The sequence below is a fragment of the Nitrospirillum amazonense genome (genome assembly GCF_007828035.1).
GTDB lineage: Bacteria > Pseudomonadota > Alphaproteobacteria > Azospirillales > Azospirillaceae > Nitrospirillum > Nitrospirillum amazonense.
Genome location: NZ_VITV01000010.1, coordinates 161,449 through 179,240, shown reverse-complemented (window position 1 = coordinate 179,240; position 17,792 = coordinate 161,449). Strand labels below are relative to the sequence as shown.

Below are 17,792 nucleotides of genomic sequence, written 5' to 3'. Positions count from 1 at the left end.
ATGTCTATGAAGCTCTGGCGGCCAAGCCGCTCTGAATCCACTAAGCGGCCAGGCCGCCGGCGCGTTCGATGAAGCGGGTGACGACGTCCAGTCCCTGCGCCGTCTTCAGATTGGTGAAGACGTAGGGGCGTTCGCCCCGCATGCGCTTGGTGTCGCTGTCCATCACCTCCAGGCTGGCACCCACCAGGGGGGCCAGGTCGATCTTGTTGATGACCAGCAGGTCGGACCGGGTGATGCCGGGGCCGCCCTTGCGCGGGATCTTCTCCCCCGCCGCCACGTCGATGACGTAGATGGTGATGTCGGCCAGTTCCGGGCTGAAGGTGGCGGCCAGGTTGTCGCCGCCGGATTCGATCAAGATGATGTCCAGGCCGGGAAACTTGGCGTTCATCTGGTCCACCGCCGCCAGGTTGATGGACGCGTCCTCGCGGATGGCGGTGTGGGGGCAGCCGCCCGTCTCCACCCCCAGGATGCGGTCGGGATCCAGGGCGCCGACGCGCGTCAGGATCAGCGCGTCCTCCTTGGTGTAGATGTCGTTGGTGATGGCGACGATGTTGTAGATGTCGCGGAACCGCTTGCACAGCGCCTCCATCAACGCGGTCTTGCCGGAGCCGACGGGGCCGCCGATGCCCACCCGCAGCGGGCCATGGGGTGAAGACGTAGACGTGCTCATGAGCGGAACAACCTCGTGTATTGCGTCTCGTGGTTCATGGAGGCGATGTCGGCCACCCAGGCCGCCCCGCCCAGATCATCCAGGGTGCTGAGGGCCGCACGGGCCGCGGTGGCCAGCACCAGCGGTTCCAGCCGCGCCAACGCGCGCTGACCATCCGTCTGGCCCAGGGGCACCAGGCGCAGGGCCGCCGACACCAGGTTGCCGACGAAGCCGTGCAGATAGCCCAGCAGGGTGGCGGGCAGGCTGAGGCCATGGCCGGCCGCCACCGCGCCCACCGCCACGGGGTAGGCCAGGTCACCGCCCATCGCCTTCAGCCGGTCGATGGCCTCACACGGCCAGGCCGAGGCGATGGCGGCGGCGAAGGCGCGGCCCTGGGACAGGCTTTCCAGCCGCCGCTCCGCCGTAGGCGTCAGGGCGGCCGCCAGTTCCGCCGCCTCGGCCAGGCCCGTCCAGTCGCCCGCCGCTGAGGCGCGCCAGGCCGCCGCCACCAGCACGGCGTCGTTCCAGCCGGAGCCCAGGGTCAGCAGATCGTCCACCCAGGCCGCCAGGGCATCCACCGTGCGGATGGTGCCGTCCTCCACCCCCCATTCCAGGCCGTGGCTGTAGGAAAAGGCGCCCACCGGGAAACTGGCCGTCAGCCAGGTCATGAGGCGGTAGACGCCGGCAGCGTCGGTGACGGCCTCAGCCATGGCCGTGCCCGTGGTGGTGATGGTCGTGTCCATGGTCGTGATCATGCCCATGACCGTGGGAGTGACCATGCCCACCGCCGGCCGGGCTGTCGCCATAGGCGCCGCCCTCGGGGTCGAAGGGGGCGGAGACGGGGGTGACGATGGCGCCCAGGCCGGTCAGCATGTCGGCCAGCACATGGTCGGCACGGATGCGCAGGCGGTCGCCGCGCAGTTCGGCCGGGATGTGGCGGTTGCCGATGTGCCAGGCCATGCGCAGCAGGTCGGCGATGGCCTCGCACCGCACCTCCATCAAATCCTCCGGTGCCGCCTTGACCGCCACGGTGCCGACACCGGTCAGCACCAGCCCGTCGCCGTCGCGGATGTGCCGGGGGCTGGGCAGGTCCAGCAGGACGGCCCCACCGTTCCCGTCCCGCTCCAGCCGCAGGCGCCGGCGGCAGCGGTGGTCGAAATCCAGCGTCACGGTGCCCACCGCCTTGGCGGCATCCCAATAGCCGGCGGGCAGGACGGTGTGGGCCCGGGGCAAATCAGTCAAAGGCGGAAGGTCTTCACTCAAGGCGGCGATCCTCAGAACAGGAAATAGCGCTGCGCCAGGGGCAGCACGTCGGCGGGTTCGCAGGTGACGATCTGGCCGTCCACCCGAACCTCATAGGTTTCCGGGTCCACCTCCACCTGCGGCGTGGCGTTGTTGTGCACCATGGCGGCCTTGCCGATGCCGCCCCGGGTGTTGGCCACGGCCAACAGGGTCTTTTCCAGACCCAGGCGCTGGCCCAGCCCATCGTCCAGGGCCGCCTGCGAGACGAAGGTGACGGCGCTGCGCCGCACCGCCCGGCCATAGGCGCCGAACATGGGGCGGTAGTGCACCGGCTGGGGCGTGGGGATGCTGGCGTTGGGGTCGCCCATGGGCGCGGCCACGATGGTGCCCATCTTCAGCACCAGATCCGGCTTCACCCCGAAGAAGGCCGGGGACCACAGCACCAGGTCGGCCAGCTTGCCGGCGGCGATGGACCCCACATACGCGCTCATGCCGTGGGCGACGGCGGGGTTGATGGTGACCTTGGCGATGTAGCGCTTCACCCGGGCGTTGTCGTTCTCGCCCGTCTCTTCGCCCAGGCGGCCGCGCTGCACCTTCATCTTGTGCGCCGTCTGCCAGGTGCGGATCAGCACCTCCCCCACCCTGCCCATGGCCTGGCTGTCGGAGGAGATGATGGAGAGGGCGCCCAGGTCGTGCAGCACATCCTCCGCCGCGATGGTCTCGCGCCGGATGCGGCTTTCGGCGAAGGCCACGTCCTCGGGAATGTTGGGGTCCAGGTGGTGGCAGACCATGAGCATGTCCAGATGCTCATCCACCGTGTTGCGGGTATAGGGCCGCGTCGGGTTGGTCGAGGATGGGATGACGTTGGCCAGGCCGCAGACCTTGATGATGTCCGGCGCGTGGCCGCCGCCCGCCCCCTCGGTATGGTAGGCGTGGATGGTGCGGCCCTTGAAAGCGGCGATCGTGTCCTCAACGAAGCCGGACTCGTTCAGCGTGTCGGAATGGATCATCACCTGCACGTCGAAGCGGTCGCCCACACCCAGGCAGGTGTCGATGGCGGCCGGGGTGGTGCCCCAGTCCTCATGCAGCTTCAGGGCGGCCGCCCCGGCGCGCACCTGTTCCTCCAGCGCCGCCGGCAGTGCCGCGTTGCCCTTGCCGGCGAAGGCCAGGTTCATGGGGAAGGCCTCCGCCGCCTCCAGCATGCGGGCCAGGTGCCACGGGCCGGGCGTGCAGGTGGTGGCGTTGGTACCCGTGGCGGGGCCGGTGCCGCCGCCCAGCATGGTGGTGACGCCGGACATCAGCGCCTCTTCGATCTGCTGCGGGCAGATGAAGTGGATGTGGGTATCGATGCCGCCGGCGGTGAGGATCTTGCCCTCGCCCGCGATGACCTCCGTTCCCGGCCCGACGATGATGTCCACCCCCGGCTGCACATCGGGGTTGCCGGCCTTGCCGATGTGGTGGATGCGGCCGTCGCGCAGGCCCACGTCGGCCTTGACGATGCCCCAGTGGTCGATGATCAGGGCGTTGGTGATGACGGTGTCGACGGCACCCCCCATTGGCCCCTGGGCGCGCGTGGCCTGCGACTGGCCCATGCCGTCGCGAATGACCTTGCCGCCGCCGAACTTCACCTCCTCGCCATAGGTGGTGAAGTCCTTCTCCACCTCCACGATCAGGTCGGTGTCGGCCAGGCGCACCCGGTCGCCCACGGTGGGGCCAAACATGTCCGCATAGGCGGCGCGGCTGATCCTCACGGCCATCAATTGCCTCCCTTAAGGGGACCGGAAACCTGGGCGTTGAAGCCGTGGACCATCCGGGCGCCGCGATAGGGCACCAGGGTGACGGTGCGGGTCTGCCCCGGCTCGAACCGCACCGCCGTGCCGGCGGCGATGTCCAGCCGGTGGCCATAGGCCTGGGCGCGGTCGAAGCTCAGGCCCGCGTTGGTCTCGAAGAAATGGAAGTGGCTGCCAACCTGGATGGGCCGGTCGCCGGTGTTGGCCACGTCCAGCGTCACCGTGGGCAGGCCGGCGTTCAGCTCGATCTCGCCCTCATCGGTGTAGACTTGTCCCGGGATCATCGTCATCACGGCACCTCAGCGGATGGGGTTATGGACGGTGACCAGCTTCACCCCATCGGGGAATGTCGCCTCCACCTGCACGTCGGGGATCATCTCGGCGATGCCCTCCATCACCTGGTGGCGGCCCACCACATGGGCCCCCTGGTCCATCAGCTCCGCCACCGGGCGGCCGTCGCGGGCGCCTTCGACCACGAAGTCGGTGATGAGAGCGATGGCCTCGGGGTGGTTCAGCTTCACGCCCCGTTCCAGGCGGCGGCGCGCCACCATGGCCGCCATGGCGATCAGCAGCTTGTCCTTCTCACGCGGGGTCAGGTTCACCGCATATCCTCCATCAGCAACGCCAGACGCGCGGGACCGGCGTCCCGCGCAGGAATTCGATCAGGGGCGCCCAGGCGCGCAGCAGGGCCTGGCCGTCGGGCGCCACCAGGCGCAGGGCCAGCAGGCCGTTCCAGGTGCTGGCCCCGGCCTTCACACCGTCGACACGCAACACCTCGCGTACCGCGTCCACCCGGGCTTCCGCATCTTCCGCCACATAAAGGCAGGACGCCACCGCACGGCCGCCGCCGGCCACCGCCGCGCGCGCCAGCTGGGCATCAATGTCACCCTCAAGCCGCACGGCGTCGGCATAGGCCAGGCGGCCACCCCGGCGGATGCGCCAGTCATCCCGGAACAGGCCGTGGGTCACCCGCTCCCCCCGGGCGGTGCGGCCGAACACCGTGGCCTCCGCCGCCAGCAGGGTGGCGTCCGGCGCCATGTCCACCTCCAACCGGCGGCACAGGCGGGCGCCATCGAACAGGATGGTCTCCTGCGGCAGCCAGTCCAGCCGGCCAGCCACCACCAGGCGGTTCAGCACCCGCGCCTCCCCGGCGCTGGCGCGGTAGACCTTCTCGGCGGCCTGGGTGGTGACGGTGGCGCGGGCGCCGGCCGCCACGATCACCTCCGTCTCCAGCACGTCGCCGCCGGTCAGGCCGCCGCCGGTGTTGATCAGCACGCCCTCCACCCCCGGCCCCTTGGGCAGGCGCAGGCGCGCGGAACCGGACTGGTAGAGGCGATCCAGGCGGGTGATGCCGTCCGCGTCCGCCTTCACACCCAGGACGACGCGGCCCTCCAGGCGCTGCAGTCGGCTGGCCGGTCCCAAGGCGGCGTCAGGCACAACACCCCCCGTTCCCCTTCGGCGCTGTTCCGTCCCGCGTCATTCCCAGGCCACCCCACTGTTTCCCGGCCGGCGGTTCGCAACCGCCGTGCCAGGGGTTGACCACGCGGTCAGCTTGGCACGCCCACCCGCGCGGGCGACGATCATCGCCCAGAAATTGGGCGCCTGTCGATGTGCGCTTAAAAGATGGGCAGGCCCCATACGTCATTTGACGTACGGGCCGCCCCCTCACAGCACGGCATCCGGATGGCTGGCGGCCAGCAGGCTGCGCACGCGCGGCACCAGGAAATCGGACAGGGACTGCACCTTGGCCGGCAACAGCGCGCGGTGCGGATAGACGATGGCCAGCTGCACCGGCTCAGGCGGGTGCTCGGGCATCACGATTTCCAGGGCACCGGACTTCACCTCCTCCGCCACCTCCCACAGGGGCTTCAGGGCGATGCCATGGCCATCCACGGCCCAACGGGTCAGCACGTCGCCGTCGTCGGCGTCCATGGGGCCGGCGATGGACAGCTTGGTGCTCTTGCCCTCGTCCTTCCCGGGACTGGTCAGCGTCCAGCGGTACTGCTGCGTGCCGGGGAAGCGCAGCAGCAGGCAGTCATGCTCCAGCAGGTCGGACGGCGCCGTGGGCCGGCCGCGCGCCTCCAGATACCGGGGTGCCGCCACCAGCACCCGGCGCAGGTCGGCGATCTTGCGCACGACGAAGCTGCTGTCCTTCAGTGTGGCCATGCGAATGGCCATGTCCACGGACTCGCGCAGCAGATCCAGCAGGTGGTCGGACAGGCGCAGGCGCACGTCCACCATGGGGTTGGCGGCGCGGAACTCCGGCACCAAGGGGCCCAGCACGCGCCGGCCGAAGCCCAGGGGGGCCGTCACCCGCACGCTACCCGAGGGGGCGCCGCCCTCGGCCGCGATGCTGCTGTGCGCCCGCTCCACCGCCTCCAGCACCTCCAGGCAATGCTGGTAGAAGACCTGGCCGGTTTCGGTGGCCTGCAACTGGCGGGTGGTGCGGTTCAGCAGCCGGGCGCCCAGGTGCGCCTCCAGCTGCTGGATGCGGTGGCTGACCAGGGCCGGCGACATGCGCAGGTTGCGCCCGGCCGCCGACAGGCTGCCCAGGTCCACCACGCGCACGAAGACCTGCATGTTCTCCAGCAGGGCCATCACCCCGTCCCCCGACTAAACGGCCGTTTTTCCAGGCAGATAATCTCACCCGGGGGCGATATCATGCAAGGGCGGGGCCGCCATCCCGATTGTGCACCCGCTGGCCCTGGATATAGGTCGCGCGCACGGCGCGGTCGTCCCCCAGGGTCATCAGCAGGAACAGCTCTTCCTCCAGGTCGCCCTGGATGGCCTCGCGCCGATGGGCCATGGCGGGGGTGGCGGAGGGGTCCAGCACCACCAGGTCGGCGTAGCGGCCGGGGGCAATCTGGCCGATCTCCTCCGTCAGGCCGAGGGCTGCCGCGTTGCCCCGGGTCATGAGGTCGAAGGCGGCCAGCGCCGGCCAGCTTTGGCCGCGCAGTTGCAGGACCTTGTACCCCTCCCCCGCCGTCTGCAGCAGGGAATAGCTGGTGCCGCCGCCCACATCGGTGGCCAGGCCCAGGCGCACCGGCCGGGCCGGGTTCTCCAAGGCAGCGCGATCGAATAGGCCGCTGCCGATGAACAGGTTGCTGGTGGGGCAGAAGACGGCGATGGATGCCGTCTCATGCATCCGGGCCATTTCCCGCTCGCTCAGATGGATGCAATGGCCGAACAGCGAGCGGTCGCCCAGCAGGCCGTAGCGGTCGTAGACGTCCAGGTAATCCGCGGCCTCCGGATACAGGCGCGCCACTTGGCGGATCTCCTCATGGTTCTCTGACAGGTGGGTCTGCATGTAGACGCCGGGATGCTCACGCAGCAGCGCACCCGCCGCCGCCAGCTGTTCGGGCGTGGAGGTGATGGCGAAGCGCGGGGTGACGGCGTAGCGCTGGCGGCCCACGCCGTGCCAGGCGCCGATCAGCGCCTTGGAATGGTCGTAGCTGGTCTGGGCGGTGTCGGTCAGGGCGTTGGGGGCGTGGCGGTCCATCATGACCTTGCCCGCCACCAGGCCCACGCCGCGCGCCTCCGCCTCCGTGAACAGGGCCTTGACCGAGCCGGGGTGGACGCTGCCGTAGACCACAGCCGACGTCGTGCCGTTGCGGGCCAGTTCATCCAGGAAGAAGCGGGCGTTGCGGCTGGCGTGCGCGTGGTCGGCGTACCGCTGTTCCTCGATGAAGGTGTACTTCTCCAGCCACTCCATCAACTGCGCCCCGTAGGAGGCGATGACCTGGGTCTGGGGGAAGTGGATGTGGGTGTCGATGAAGCCCGGCAGGATCAGGCTGTCGGGGTAATGGTCCACCGCCATCCCGGCCGGCAGGGTGGGTAGCAGGTCCGAGGCATCCCCCACCGCCGTGATGCGGCCGGCCGTGACCACCACCAGCCCGTCGGCGATGTACCAATAGCTGTCGCGGTCACCCGGGCCCTGGGGCGCGCGCAGGAAGGTCAAAAGCCGGCCGCGCAGGGCGGTGGTGCCGGGGGTGAACGCCATGACGAATATCCAGGTTACGGGACGCTTGCGGATGCCGCATGGGGCGATGCCGCACCGGCGGACCAGGCGGCCAGGATGGCCCGTTCCTCCGGCGTGATCAGGGTGACATTGCCGGGCGGCATGGCGCTGCTGAGCGCGGCCTGGCGCCGGATGTCGTCGGCATGGCGCAGGATATCGCCCGGATTGTCAAGGATGACGCCATGCGGCGGGGCGTTGATGCCGTCCCAGGCCGGGGCCGCCGTGTGGCACATGCTGCACCGGTTCATCACCACCTCCTGCGCCTGGGCAAAGGTGGCGGTGGTGGAGGTTGCAGCGCCAGCGGCAGGGCCGCCGTCGGCCGACCCTTGCGCACTCAGCCACGCGGTCAGCAGGATGCCGGCGGCGGCCACGCCCCAGGTCCACCACGGCGCCGGCTTGCCGGCATGCTTGGTGTTGAAGAAATGGCGGACGCTGGCGCCCACCACCAGGATGACGGCGAAGATCACCCAGTTGTAGCGGGTGGCGTAGGTCAGCGGATAATGGTTGCCGATCATGAGGAAGACGACCGGCAGGGTCAGGTAGTTGTTGTGCATGGACCGCTGCTTCGCCGCCTTGCCCAGGCTGGCGTCCGGCGTGCCGCCGGCCAGCAGGGTGGCGACCACCTTGCGCTGGTTGGGGATGATCAGCAGGAAGACGTTGGCCACCATCATGGTGCCGATCAGGGCGCCCATCTGCAGCATGGCGCCGCGCGGGCTGAAAACGTGGGTCGTGCCCCAGCAGGCCGCCACCAGGAAGACGAAGCCCACCGCCGCCAGGGCACCGTTGTGCCGGCCCAGGGGAGAGCGGCACATCAGGTCATAGACGATCCAGCCCGCGGCCAGCAGGCCGACGCTGAGGCCTATGGCCTGTCCTTGCGTGAGCGCCATGACCGACTGGTCGATCAGCAGCAGGTCGGCGCCCCGGTAATAAAGGACGCACAGCAGGAAAAAGCCGCTGAGCCAGGTGGTGTAGGCCTCCCACTTGAACCAGGTGAGCTCGGCCGGCATCTGGCTGGGCGCCACCAGATACTTCACCATGTTGTAGAAGCCGCCGCCGTGGACCTGCCAGGCCTCCCCCTGCACACCCTGGGGCAGGTGCGGCCGCTTGCGCAGGCTGGCATCCAAGGCCATGAAGTAGAAGGAGGATCCGATCCACGCCACGGCCGCCACGATATGCAGCCAGCGCGCCAGCGTATTGACCCATTCCCAAAAAATGAACTCCATGGCCCCGCCGCCCGCTTTTTGTCTCGCAACCGCACAACGCTACGGGGCCGGGCGCCGCCGCGCCAGGGTTCGCGTATCGGCAACAGCTTCAAAAATCATGGAAAGACAGGCTCCCCCGTCACAGACGTGATAGTATTTAGTAAATCTTTAAGTCAATAAAAATAACTCGATAATATAAATCAATATCATTTCAATATAATTCAATTTGTGGATGTTATTGGAAATTATAGCTGCGTAACCGTATCATGATTTGTCGTATAATGACTGCACTTGTTTATCTTTTTACTATTATTTTTTTCTCCACCAATAATTGGCGTGCGATGCTGTCACGCCTTTCGAGAACTTTCCTCGTTCTTTCTATCCAATCATTAGTGACAAAATATTCAACGGATTTACCCTTCTTAACCTCCAAATGCGGCTTCTCCACCATGTTGGCTCTAACCAGCGCTCGAAAATGCCGCAACGATATGCCGAGTTGCTTGCTTGCCGCCTTGGACGGAAACAGATCGAGTGGCTCTACTTGTAGAATCTTTCCGCCCCGCCGTGTGGCTTGAACGGCCTCCAATCCTCCGCGAACTGTCTTAAATAGATCACCGCGCACTACGGCCGCCAGTCCCCCAATAGGCCCCGCAATGAGGGTTACAAGCGCAATAACTGCCAGTGGAGGAAGGATGCGGGCCGCGATTTTGCTTCCTGCCTTTAAGTCATCCCCTACAACATCCCAGGCGCTTCGCAGCAGTTCGCCAACAAAGTTTCTGGAGATAAGCGCTTCGTCGGCGGTTAGATCTGCCACCAACCCAACATCACCTGCCTGTTCAATATCAGGATCATTCTCCCGGAGGGCCTTCAATGCCCCCGGCGCAACGATCCCGCTTTCGGCCGCCGCAGTCTTGATGGCACCCGTCTGCCGCCGGATCTCCTTAATGACCTCGGGATTCTTCTCGATATCAGCCGCGATACGCGCGCGTTCGATGCGGCGCACATTTGGAAAGCACGCGAGCAGATCCTGCCCTGTCAAGTTGACGTCATTAAAGATGGCGATAGCGTCAGGGAAAAGGGCCGCCCTGCCCTCCTCGGTATCGAACCCTGCGACGATGGCCTCAATGGTGCGAAAATGCCCCAACACGACGCCTGGGCGCATTTCATCGAAATTTTCGCCCAGGCTACCCCGCACGCGCTCAACCGCGCTTGCCGCATAAGCATCCGCGTTTGAGCGGTTCAGCCGCAAGATCAGCTCATCGAGCTTGCGAGCGAAAGCGTCGTATAGGTCCTGCGCGATTTCCCGGTCGAGCGTCTCTGGATTCTCCGGCAGCGCATCAATCTTCCGGTCGTAAATCCCAAACCGATAGGCGGCAGGTACCTGTCGCGCCGCATCTTCGATGGTTTTAGTTTCGACATTGTCCGAAAATTGATTGGCTAAATCTCGTGCGCTTGCAAGCCTATATGCCGTCTCAAGTTCCTCTGTATTAATACCCCTTGCTTTAAGTCCACCTAGAAGATATTCGAAATTCGAGTATAGCGGAAAACTATTACCCTTTCTCCACCCACCGATAGTTCTATAATGAACTCCAATATCATCAAAACTCTTATTGGCAAGGCGATTACTTCGAAAAATCCTGTCCAGGACCAGCGCAAATGCTTCACGGGGCGTAAACGGATTGAAATTCAAATCGTTACTCACAGGTGCACCTCAAACGTTTCCCGGCACCTTTATGCAGGTAGCGCCAACGATCTGCTTAGCCAAGAAAGCCATGGTAAGGCTCATGAAAGCAACCATTCAGAAGCTGCCTCCGGCTTCGGATCACTTCCGCACGTCAAATCATACACTAACCACCTCTCCGAGCCGGCTAGCAGTGCCCTGGACGTTTGTAGATTGCTGCTTCGAATGCAAGGCGCGCGCTGGCTGCGTTAATATAACTGCTACACCAAGATGATGGATTGGCCCACCCTATGTGCCACCGCACAATCATCCCCGCCCCCACCATCTCAACACCCGCAGCGCCCGCAGGGTGATCCAGCGCGACGGCTTGCCTGGCCCGTCGTTGACCTTGAACCACACCCGCCCGCGCAAGTCCCAGTCCAGCGGCCAGGTGCCGTCCGGCTGGCGGCGGGACCGCAGGTGGGCGACGCCCTCGGCCAGGCGGAGGTCGGGCTGGGCCCCGGTCAGTTGGCCGGCGGCGCGGAAATAGTCCAGGGCGCGCAGGATGTCATAGCGCCAGCGGTTGGGGTGCAGCAGGTCCAGGAACTGCGGGTCGGCCGGTTCGCCCGTCGTCAGGCGGCGGAACAGATGGCGGGACAGCAGGTAGTCCTCCCCCGTCCGCCGCGCATCGCGTGAGCGGTCGGTGCCGCCGGTGGCGCGCTCATACTCTAGTAGCCCTTCCAGCACGTTGAGGGTGCTGGCGAAGGAGGAACAGGTGGAGCCGGCGGCGCGCTCGCAATTCCAGCCGCCGTCCGGCTGGCGGTCGCCCACCAGGCGTTCGACCAGGGCGGCGACGTCGGCGCCGAAATAGGCGCCGTTGGCCACGGTGCGGCCGTTGATGCATTCCTCCACCTCGCCCTGCCAGTAGGGCTGGCCGCCCTCGTCCCAGCGGGAATGCGCGCCGACCAGGGCGACGGTGCGCCGGGCCCGCTCCGTCGCCGGGTCCAGGCCGAATTCGCGCAACTGGTCCAGCGCGAAGGCCGTGGCGGTCCAGGGCTGGCCGCTGCGATGCCATTCGTCGGGGGTGAAGTCGGCGGGGAAGAAGGCGCCGCCGGCCCATTGCCCGTCCGCGTCCTGGCAGGCCAGCAGCCGGGCGCCCCAGCCTTCGGTTTCCACCTTGGCGCGTTCCGCTGCCCAATCCGCTTCCGGCAAGTCCAGCAGGTCACGCATCACCTGCCAGCGGATGGCCGCGTCGGACCGCATAAGCCAAAGGATCACGGCGTCCTGGTCAGGCATGGGATGCTCCCGATTGTGCGCCTGGATACTAGCGCGCCCGCAACGCCGCGGCGAGGCGGCCCACCGCCAGATCTACCGCCGCCTCGGTAGTACCCCGGCCCAGGCCGAAGCGCAGGCTGCCGAAGGCCGCCGCCGCATCCAGGCCCATCGCCGTCAGCACATGCGAGGGCTGGCCGGTGGCGGAGCGGCAGGCGGAGCCGGTGGACAACGCCAGGTCGGGCAGATCCAGCAGCAGGTCGGCGGCGTCCACGCCCGGCAGCGTGACATTGAGACAGCCGGGCAGGCCATCGGCCGGGCCGTTGCGCGTGACGCCGGGAACGGTGGCGCTCAGGCCCGCCCACAGCCGCGCCGTCAGCGCCACCAGATGATCGCGATCCGCGTCGCGCCGCCGCAGGACCAGCCGTGCCGCCTCGGCAAAGCCCATGATCAAGGCGGTGGGCGGCGTACCCCAGGACCATGGTGCCGCCGGCGCCAACCCCGCCCGAGCCACCAGCGCGCCCACGCCCTGCGGCCCATAGAGTTTATGCGCCGACAGGGTGATCATATCGGGCCCGGAACGATCTTTTCCGCCCAGGGCCAGCGGCCCGGTGGCCACGCGCTGCACCCCATCACAGTGCCACAGGGCGCCATGGCGGCGGCACAGGTCGGCCACCGCCGCCAGCGGCTGCAGGCTGCCGACCTCATTGTTGGCGGCCATGAGCGACAGCACGGGCCGGGGACCGGCCCGGCTCAAGGCGGCCTCAAGCGCATCCAGACGGATGACGCCTTGGCCGTCCACCGGCAGCAGGGTCACGGCATGGCCGGCGGCGCGCAGGCCGTCCAGTTGGCGCAGCACGCTGTCATGTTCGATGGCCGAGACCAGCAGCGGGGCGCCGGCCGGCGCCAGCCCCTGGAGCGCCAGGCGGTTGGCCTCGCTGGCGCTGGGGGTGAAGGTGACTGTCGCATCCGCCGGCGCATCCACCAGCGCCGCCACGGCATGAGCCGCCTGGGCGATGGCCCGCGCCGCCTGGCGGCCGGGATTGTGATGGGCGGACTGGGCATTGCCGGCGCGCTCCGGCTGGAACCAGGGCAGCATGGCGGCCAGCACGGCGGGGTCCAGGGGGGTACTGGCCAGATGATCCAGATAGATCACGCCCGTGTCGGCGCCGGCCATCGGACCGCCCTCCCCTGGATGGTCCCCCACTAGATGGCCCCGTAAATGTCGCCCATCATCACCGTGGTCTGCGGCGGCCGGCGCAACAGGGCCGTCAGCACCTCCGCCGCCGTCAGGGCGGCGATGACCTCCGGCCGCTTGTCGCCCGACAGGCCCGCGCCGATGGGGCAGATCAGGCGCCGCAAATGGTTGGGATCATATCCCTGCGCCTGGTACCAGCGGGAGAAGCGCTGGCGCTTGGTGTGCGACCCGATCAGGCCGACATAGGCCGTGTCGGTGCGCTGCACCGCCTCCGCCGTGATGGCGAAGTCCAGGTCGTGGTTGTGGGTCATGATCAGGTAACCGGCGCCGGGCGGGGCCAGCGCCACCTGACTGGGCAGTTCCGTCGCCACGCGGATGTCGGCATCCACCGGCGGGTCGGGGGGGAATTCCGAGGCGCGGCTGTCCACCCACACCAGGCGCAGCGGCAGGGGCGCCATGGCGCGGGCCACCGCCTTGCCGACATGGCCGGCGCCGAACAGCATCAGCCAGGGCTGTCCGGCCAGGGCCGTCGCCTCCGCCGCGCGCAGGCGGTACAGCACCGCCTCGTCCACCCGTTCCACCGTCAGCACGACATGACCGCCACAGCACTGGCCCACCGCCGGGCCCAGGGGCACGTCCAGGCGCACCGGCTCGCCACCTTCGACCAGCAGGCGGCGGGCGGTTTCTAGGCCCAGATGTTCCAACCGGCCGCCGCCCACCGTGCCTGTCTGCCAGTCAGCGCCCACCGCCATGCAGGCGCCGACCTCACGCGGGGTTGAGCCGCGCGCCTCCGTCACCGTGACCAGCACCACGGCCTCACCCCGGGCCAGGCAGGCGGCCAGGCCGGCGGATTGCGGGCCGGGGGCGGAGAGCGGAACCTTGGGCGCCGTCACCGTCATGCCGTCCGCTCCCGCAGGCGTTCGATGGTGGCCAGCACCTGTTCCGGCGTGGCCGGCGCGTCCAACTGCGGGCAGATTTTATGATCCGCCACGCTGGCCACGGCGTCGGACAGGGCATGCAACACGCTGATGCCCAGCATCAGCGGCGGCTCGCCCACCGCCTTGGACCGGTGGATGGTGTCCTCCACATTCGGGCTGTTCCGCACCAGGCGGACGTTGAATTGCCGCGGGCGATCGCCGCAGGCCGGGATCTTGTAGGTGCTGGGGGCGTGGGTGCGCAGGCGGCCCTGGGCGTCCCACCACAGTTCCTCCGTCGTCAGCCAGCCCATGCCCTGGATGAAGCCGCCCTCGACCTGGCCCTTGTCCAGGGCCGGGTTCAGGCTGTCGCCGCAGTCGTGCAGGATGTCCACGCGGTCCACCACATACTCGCCCGTCAACGTGTCCACCGTCACCTCCGCCACCGACGCGCCATAGGCGTAATAGAGGAAGGGGCGGCCCTGGCCCTTGGCCCGGTCCCAGTGGATCTTGGGCGTCTTGTAATAGCCGGTGGCCGACAAGGAAATGCGGCCCATGTACGCGGCCTTCACCACCTCCCTGAGGGTCAGCAGCTGGTCGCCCACCCGCACCCCGTCGGCGGTGAAAACCACGGCGTCCTGGGGAACGTTCCAATGGCCGGCGGCGAACTCCACCAACCGGGCCTTCAGCACACGGGCGGCGTTCTGCGCCGCCTTGCCGTTGATGTCGGCACCGGAGGAGGCGGCGGTGGCCGAGGTGTTGGGCACCTTGCCCGTGGTGGTGGCGGTGATGCGGATGCGGCCGATGTCCACCTGGAACTCATCGGCCACCACCTGGGCGACCTTGGTGTTCAGGCCCTGCCCCATCTCCGTCCCGCCATGGTTCAGGTGGATGGAGCCGTCGGTGTAGATGTGGATCAGCGCCCCGCCCTGGTTATAGGGCGTGAAGGTGAAGGAGATGCCGAACTTCACGGGTGTCAGGGCTAGGCCCTTTTTCAGGTAGGGATTGGCGGCGTTGAAGGCGCGGATGGCCTGACGGCGGGCGCGATAGTCCGACCATGCCTCCAGCTCATCGACCAGGGGGCCGATGATGTTGTCCTCGATGGTCTGGTGATAGGGCGTCACGTTGCGGTCGGTGGTGCCGTAGAAGTTCACCTTCCGCACGTCCAGCGGGTCCAGGCCGGTAGCGAAGGCCACCTCCTCCACCACCCGCTCGGCCGCCACCATGCCCTGGGGCCCGCCGAAACCGCGGAAGGCGGTATTGGAAACCGTGTTGGTCTTCAGCGGCAGCGACGACATGCGGGCATTGCCGTAGAAATAGCAGTTGTCGGCATGGAACAGGGCGCGGTCCGTCACCGGGCCCGACAGATCCGCCGCGAAGCCGCAGCGCGCGGCGAACAGCATGTCGGTGGCCAGGATGCGGCCCTGGTCGTCAAAACCGACCTGATAGTCCACCTCGAAATCATGGCGCTTGCCGGTGATGCGGAAGTCGTCGTCGCGATCGGGGCGCAGCTTGGCGGCGCGGCCCGTCTTCTTGGCCACCAGGGCGACGCAGGCGGCGAACAGGTTGGCCTGCGTCTCCTTGCCGCCGAAGCCACCGCCCATGCGCCGCACCTCCACCGTCACCGCGCCGTCGGGGATGTCCAGGACGTGGGCGACGATGTGCTGCACCTCGCTGGGGTGCTGGGTGGAGACGTGGACCAGCACGTCCTCATCCTCCCCCGGGATGGCCATGGCGATCTGGCTTTCCAGATAGAAATGCTCCTGCCCACCGATCTTGATGCGGCCGGAAAGGGTGCGCGGGGCCGTCTTCAGCGCCGCCTCGGCATCGCCCAGGCGCAGGGTCATGGGCGGGGTGACCAGCGTGCCCGGATCACGCGCCGCCGCGATGTCCAGCACCGCCGGCAGATCCTCATATTCCGCCTTGGCCAGTTGCGCGGCGCGGCGGGCTTGGTCGCGGGTCTCCGCCGCCACGGCGAACAGGGGATGGCCGTGGTACTGCACCACGTCTTCGGCGAACAGCGGCTCGTCATGGCGCAGGCCGGCGCCGATGTCATTGTCGCCCGGGATGTCGGCGGCGGTGAACACCGCCACCACGCCGGGCGCCCGGCGCACATCGTCCAGGTCCAGGGACAGCACGCGGGCATGGGCGCGGGTGGCCAGCCCCAACTGCACGTGCAGCAGGCCGGCGGGCTCGGCGATGTCGTCGACGTACAGCGCCTCCCCGCTCACATGCTTGTGCGCGCTTTCGTGACGCCGGCTGTCGTGCACGGCGCCGTCGATGCGGCGCGGGGTGACGGCGGAAATGTCGATGGGCGTCTTGTCAGGCATGGGGCACCGCCTTTGCGATGTCGCAACCCGCTGGACGCCCCTGGGTCCGCTGGGCGAGCACACGGGTCGCGGGGGCGTCGGCCACACTCTCCGCCTGGAACTTCAGCAGCAGGTTGCCGGCCACCGCCAGGCGGTAGGCAGCACTGGCGCGCCAGTCGCTGAGCGGGGTGAAGTCCTGGGCCAGGGCCGCCTTGGCATCCCGGGCTGCCGCCGCGTCCCAGGGACGGCCCAGCAGCGCCGCCTCCGCCGCATCCGCCCGCTTGGGCGTGCCCGCCATGCCGCCATAGGCCAGACGGGCGCGGGTGACCAGGCCATCGTCGCCCACCGTCACCAGGAAGCAGGCGCACAGGGCGGAGATGTCCTGGTCGAAGCGCTTGGAGATCTTGTAGGCGGCGAACAGGTCGCCCTTGCCCGGCTTGGGCACGGTCACGCTTTCCACGAACTCGCCCGGCTGGCGGTCCTGTTTGCCATAGGCCAGGAAATAGTCCTGCAGCGGCAGCGTGCGGCGTTGCGCGCCCCAGCGCAGCGTCAGGCTGGCGCCCAGGGCGATCAGGGCGGGCGGCGTGTCGCCGATGGGGGAGCCGTTGGCGATGTTGCCGCCGATGGTGCCGGCGTTGCGCACCTGCTCCGCCCCCACCCGGCGCAGCAATTCGTCCAGGTCGGGATGCAGCCTGCCCAGGGCCGCCTTGGCGGCGGTGAAGGTGACGCCGGCCCCCAGTTCCAGGGCGTCACCCCGGTCCGTGATGCGTGCCAGGCCGGCCACGCGGCCGGTGTAGATGACGGTGGACAGCACCCTCTGGTGCTTGGTCACCCACAGGCCCACGTCGGTGGCGCCGGAAACGATGGTGGCGTCCGGGTTGGACAGCACCAGGTCGGCCAGCTGGTCCACCGTGGCCGGCGCCAGGAAGCGGCGACCATCGCGGCCCGTCTCCACCACCGCGTCATCGGCCAAGGCGGCCAGCGCCCGTGTCACGCTGGGCAGGGCGTCGTCGATATGGTCCGGCGTCCTATTACGCACCTGTTGAGCCGCCGCCACGATGGGGGCGTAACCGGTGCAGCGGCATAGATTGCCGGCCAGGGCATCGTCGATACACTGCTCATCCAGCACACCCTCTAAGGGCGCCGCCTCCGCCCGGTTCAGGGCATACAGCGACATGACGAAGCCGGGGGTGCAGAAGCCGCATTGCGAGCCGTGGCAATCCACCATGGCCTGCTGCACCGGGTGCAGGGCGCCGTCCGGCCGCTTCAGGTGCTCCACCGTTAGCAGCTGGCAGCCGTCCAGGGTGGCGAGGAAGCGGATGCAGGCGTTGATGGCCTCATACTTCACAGCACCGTCGACTAGGCGACCCACCACCACGGTGCAGGCGCCGCAGTCGCCCTCGGCGCAACCCTCCTTGGTGCCCATGCGGCGCTCCGTGCCGCGCAGCCAGTCCAGTACGGTCAGCGTCGGATCCACGTCGGTCAGGGTGCGTGGTTCATTGCCCAGCAGGAAGCGGATGGTTGTGCGGTGGGCCATC

The 17,792-nt window shown here is 68.0% G+C and carries 16 protein-coding genes; all 16 read right to left on the bottom strand.

Annotated elements, in window-relative coordinates; genetic code table 11:
- Positions 1-40: 40 nt before the first annotated feature.
- On the bottom strand, positions 41-670 hold the full coding sequence (gene ureG / locus FBZ87_RS23690) for an urease accessory protein UreG (protein ID WP_145613050.1): 630 nt from the start codon (positions 668-670) through the stop codon (positions 41-43).
- Positions 667-1,392, bottom strand: a complete 726-nt coding sequence (locus FBZ87_RS23685) for an urease accessory protein UreF (RefSeq protein ID WP_246134558.1) — start codon at positions 1,390-1,392, stop codon at positions 667-669. The genes ureG and FBZ87_RS23685 overlap by 4 nt, the downstream gene beginning before the upstream one ends.
- Positions 1,352-1,912 carry an urease accessory protein UreE gene (locus FBZ87_RS23680; protein ID WP_246134557.1) on the bottom strand — a complete coding sequence of 187 codons (561 nt, stop codon included), beginning with the start codon at positions 1,910-1,912 and terminating at the stop codon, positions 1,352-1,354. Before FBZ87_RS23680 ends, FBZ87_RS23685 begins: the two co-directional genes overlap by 41 nt.
- Positions 1,913-1,923: 11 nt before the next feature.
- Positions 1,924-3,648 carry an urease subunit alpha gene (gene ureC, locus FBZ87_RS23675; RefSeq protein ID WP_145613048.1) on the bottom strand — a complete coding sequence of 575 codons (1,725 nt, stop codon included), beginning with the start codon at positions 3,646-3,648 and terminating at the stop codon, positions 1,924-1,926.
- Positions 3,648-3,965, bottom strand: a complete 318-nt coding sequence (locus FBZ87_RS23670) for an urease subunit beta (RefSeq protein ID WP_145613088.1) — start codon at positions 3,963-3,965, stop codon at positions 3,648-3,650. Before FBZ87_RS23670 ends, ureC begins: the two co-directional genes overlap by 1 nt.
- A 15-nt stretch (positions 3,966-3,980) precedes the next feature.
- Complete coding sequence (locus FBZ87_RS23665; protein ID WP_004273333.1) at positions 3,981-4,283, bottom strand: urease subunit gamma; 303 nt, start codon at positions 4,281-4,283, stop codon at positions 3,981-3,983.
- 13 nt (positions 4,284-4,296) lie between these two features.
- Positions 4,297-5,118 carry an urease accessory protein UreD gene (locus FBZ87_RS23660; RefSeq protein ID WP_145613047.1) on the bottom strand — a complete coding sequence of 274 codons (822 nt, stop codon included), beginning with the start codon at positions 5,116-5,118 and terminating at the stop codon, positions 4,297-4,299.
- 228 nt (positions 5,119-5,346) lie between these two features.
- Positions 5,347-6,279: a LysR family transcriptional regulator gene (locus FBZ87_RS23655; protein WP_145613046.1), complete on the bottom strand. Its 933-nt coding sequence runs from the start codon at positions 6,277-6,279 to the stop codon at positions 5,347-5,349.
- A 61-nt stretch (positions 6,280-6,340) separates the two neighbouring features.
- Positions 6,341-7,681, bottom strand: a complete 1,341-nt coding sequence (guaD, locus tag FBZ87_RS23650; protein ID WP_145613045.1) for a guanine deaminase — start codon at positions 7,679-7,681, stop codon at positions 6,341-6,343.
- A 14-nt stretch (positions 7,682-7,695) separates the two neighbouring features.
- Entirely contained in the window at positions 7,696-8,922 is a 1,227-nt protein-coding gene (locus tag FBZ87_RS23645; protein ID WP_145613044.1) for a urate hydroxylase PuuD, read from the bottom strand.
- A 274-nt stretch (positions 8,923-9,196) separates the two neighbouring features.
- Positions 9,197-10,603 carry a hypothetical protein gene (locus tag FBZ87_RS23640; RefSeq protein ID WP_145613043.1) on the bottom strand — a complete coding sequence of 469 codons (1,407 nt, stop codon included), beginning with the start codon at positions 10,601-10,603 and terminating at the stop codon, positions 9,197-9,199.
- A 285-nt stretch (positions 10,604-10,888) separates the two neighbouring features.
- On the bottom strand, positions 10,889-11,857 hold the full coding sequence (locus FBZ87_RS23635) for a squalene cyclase (RefSeq protein WP_145613042.1): 969 nt from the start codon (positions 11,855-11,857) through the stop codon (positions 10,889-10,891).
- A 28-nt stretch (positions 11,858-11,885) separates the two neighbouring features.
- Positions 11,886-13,010, bottom strand: coding sequence for a cysteine desulfurase family protein (locus tag FBZ87_RS23630; RefSeq protein WP_246134556.1), 1,125 nt, complete (start codon positions 13,008-13,010; stop codon positions 11,886-11,888).
- 29 nt (positions 13,011-13,039) lie between these two features.
- Positions 13,040-13,930: a xanthine dehydrogenase accessory protein XdhC gene (gene xdhC, locus FBZ87_RS23625; RefSeq protein ID WP_246134555.1), complete on the bottom strand. Its 891-nt coding sequence runs from the start codon at positions 13,928-13,930 to the stop codon at positions 13,040-13,042.
- Positions 13,927-16,275 carry a xanthine dehydrogenase molybdopterin binding subunit gene (xdhB, locus tag FBZ87_RS23620; RefSeq protein ID WP_145613041.1) on the bottom strand — a complete coding sequence of 783 codons (2,349 nt, stop codon included), beginning with the start codon at positions 16,273-16,275 and terminating at the stop codon, positions 13,927-13,929. The genes xdhC and xdhB overlap by 4 nt, the downstream gene beginning before the upstream one ends.
- Complete coding sequence (gene xdhA, locus FBZ87_RS23615) at positions 16,268-17,791, bottom strand: xanthine dehydrogenase small subunit (protein ID WP_145613040.1); 1,524 nt, start codon at positions 17,789-17,791, stop codon at positions 16,268-16,270. Before xdhA ends, xdhB begins: the two co-directional genes overlap by 8 nt.
- Between the last annotated feature and the right edge of the window lies 1 nt (position 17,792).

Bases quoted from the DNA above. Each gene is read 5' to 3' on its own strand.
- ureG (WP_145613050.1), bottom strand. From the start codon at position 670: ATGAGCACGTCTACGTCTTCACCCCATGGCCCGCTGCGGGTGGGCATC.
- FBZ87_RS23685 (WP_246134558.1), bottom strand. From the start codon at position 1,392: ATGGACACGACCATCACCACCACGGGCACGGCCATGGCTGAGGCCGTC.
- ureC (WP_145613048.1), bottom strand. From the start codon at position 3,648: ATGGCCGTGAGGATCAGCCGCGCCGCCTATGCGGACATGTTTGGCCCC.
- FBZ87_RS23670 (WP_145613088.1), bottom strand. From the start codon at position 3,965: ATGATCCCGGGACAAGTCTACACCGATGAGGGCGAGATCGAGCTGAAC.
- FBZ87_RS23655 (WP_145613046.1), bottom strand. From the start codon at position 6,279: ATGGCCCTGCTGGAGAACATGCAGGTCTTCGTGCGCGTGGTGGACCTG.
- guaD (WP_145613045.1), bottom strand. From the start codon at position 7,681: ATGGCGTTCACCCCCGGCACCACCGCCCTGCGCGGCCGGCTTTTGACC.
- FBZ87_RS23645 (WP_145613044.1), bottom strand. From the start codon at position 8,922: ATGGAGTTCATTTTTTGGGAATGGGTCAATACGCTGGCGCGCTGGCTG.
- FBZ87_RS23635 (WP_145613042.1), bottom strand. From the start codon at position 11,857: ATGCCTGACCAGGACGCCGTGATCCTTTGGCTTATGCGGTCCGACGCG.
- FBZ87_RS23630 (WP_246134556.1), bottom strand. From the start codon at position 13,010: ATGGCCGGCGCCGACACGGGCGTGATCTATCTGGATCATCTGGCCAGT.
- xdhC (WP_246134555.1), bottom strand. From the start codon at position 13,930: ATGACGGTGACGGCGCCCAAGGTTCCGCTCTCCGCCCCCGGCCCGCAA.
- xdhB (WP_145613041.1), bottom strand. From the start codon at position 16,275: ATGCCTGACAAGACGCCCATCGACATTTCCGCCGTCACCCCGCGCCGC.
- xdhA (WP_145613040.1), bottom strand. From the start codon at position 17,791: ATGGCCCACCGCACAACCATCCGCTTCCTGCTGGGCAATGAACCACGC.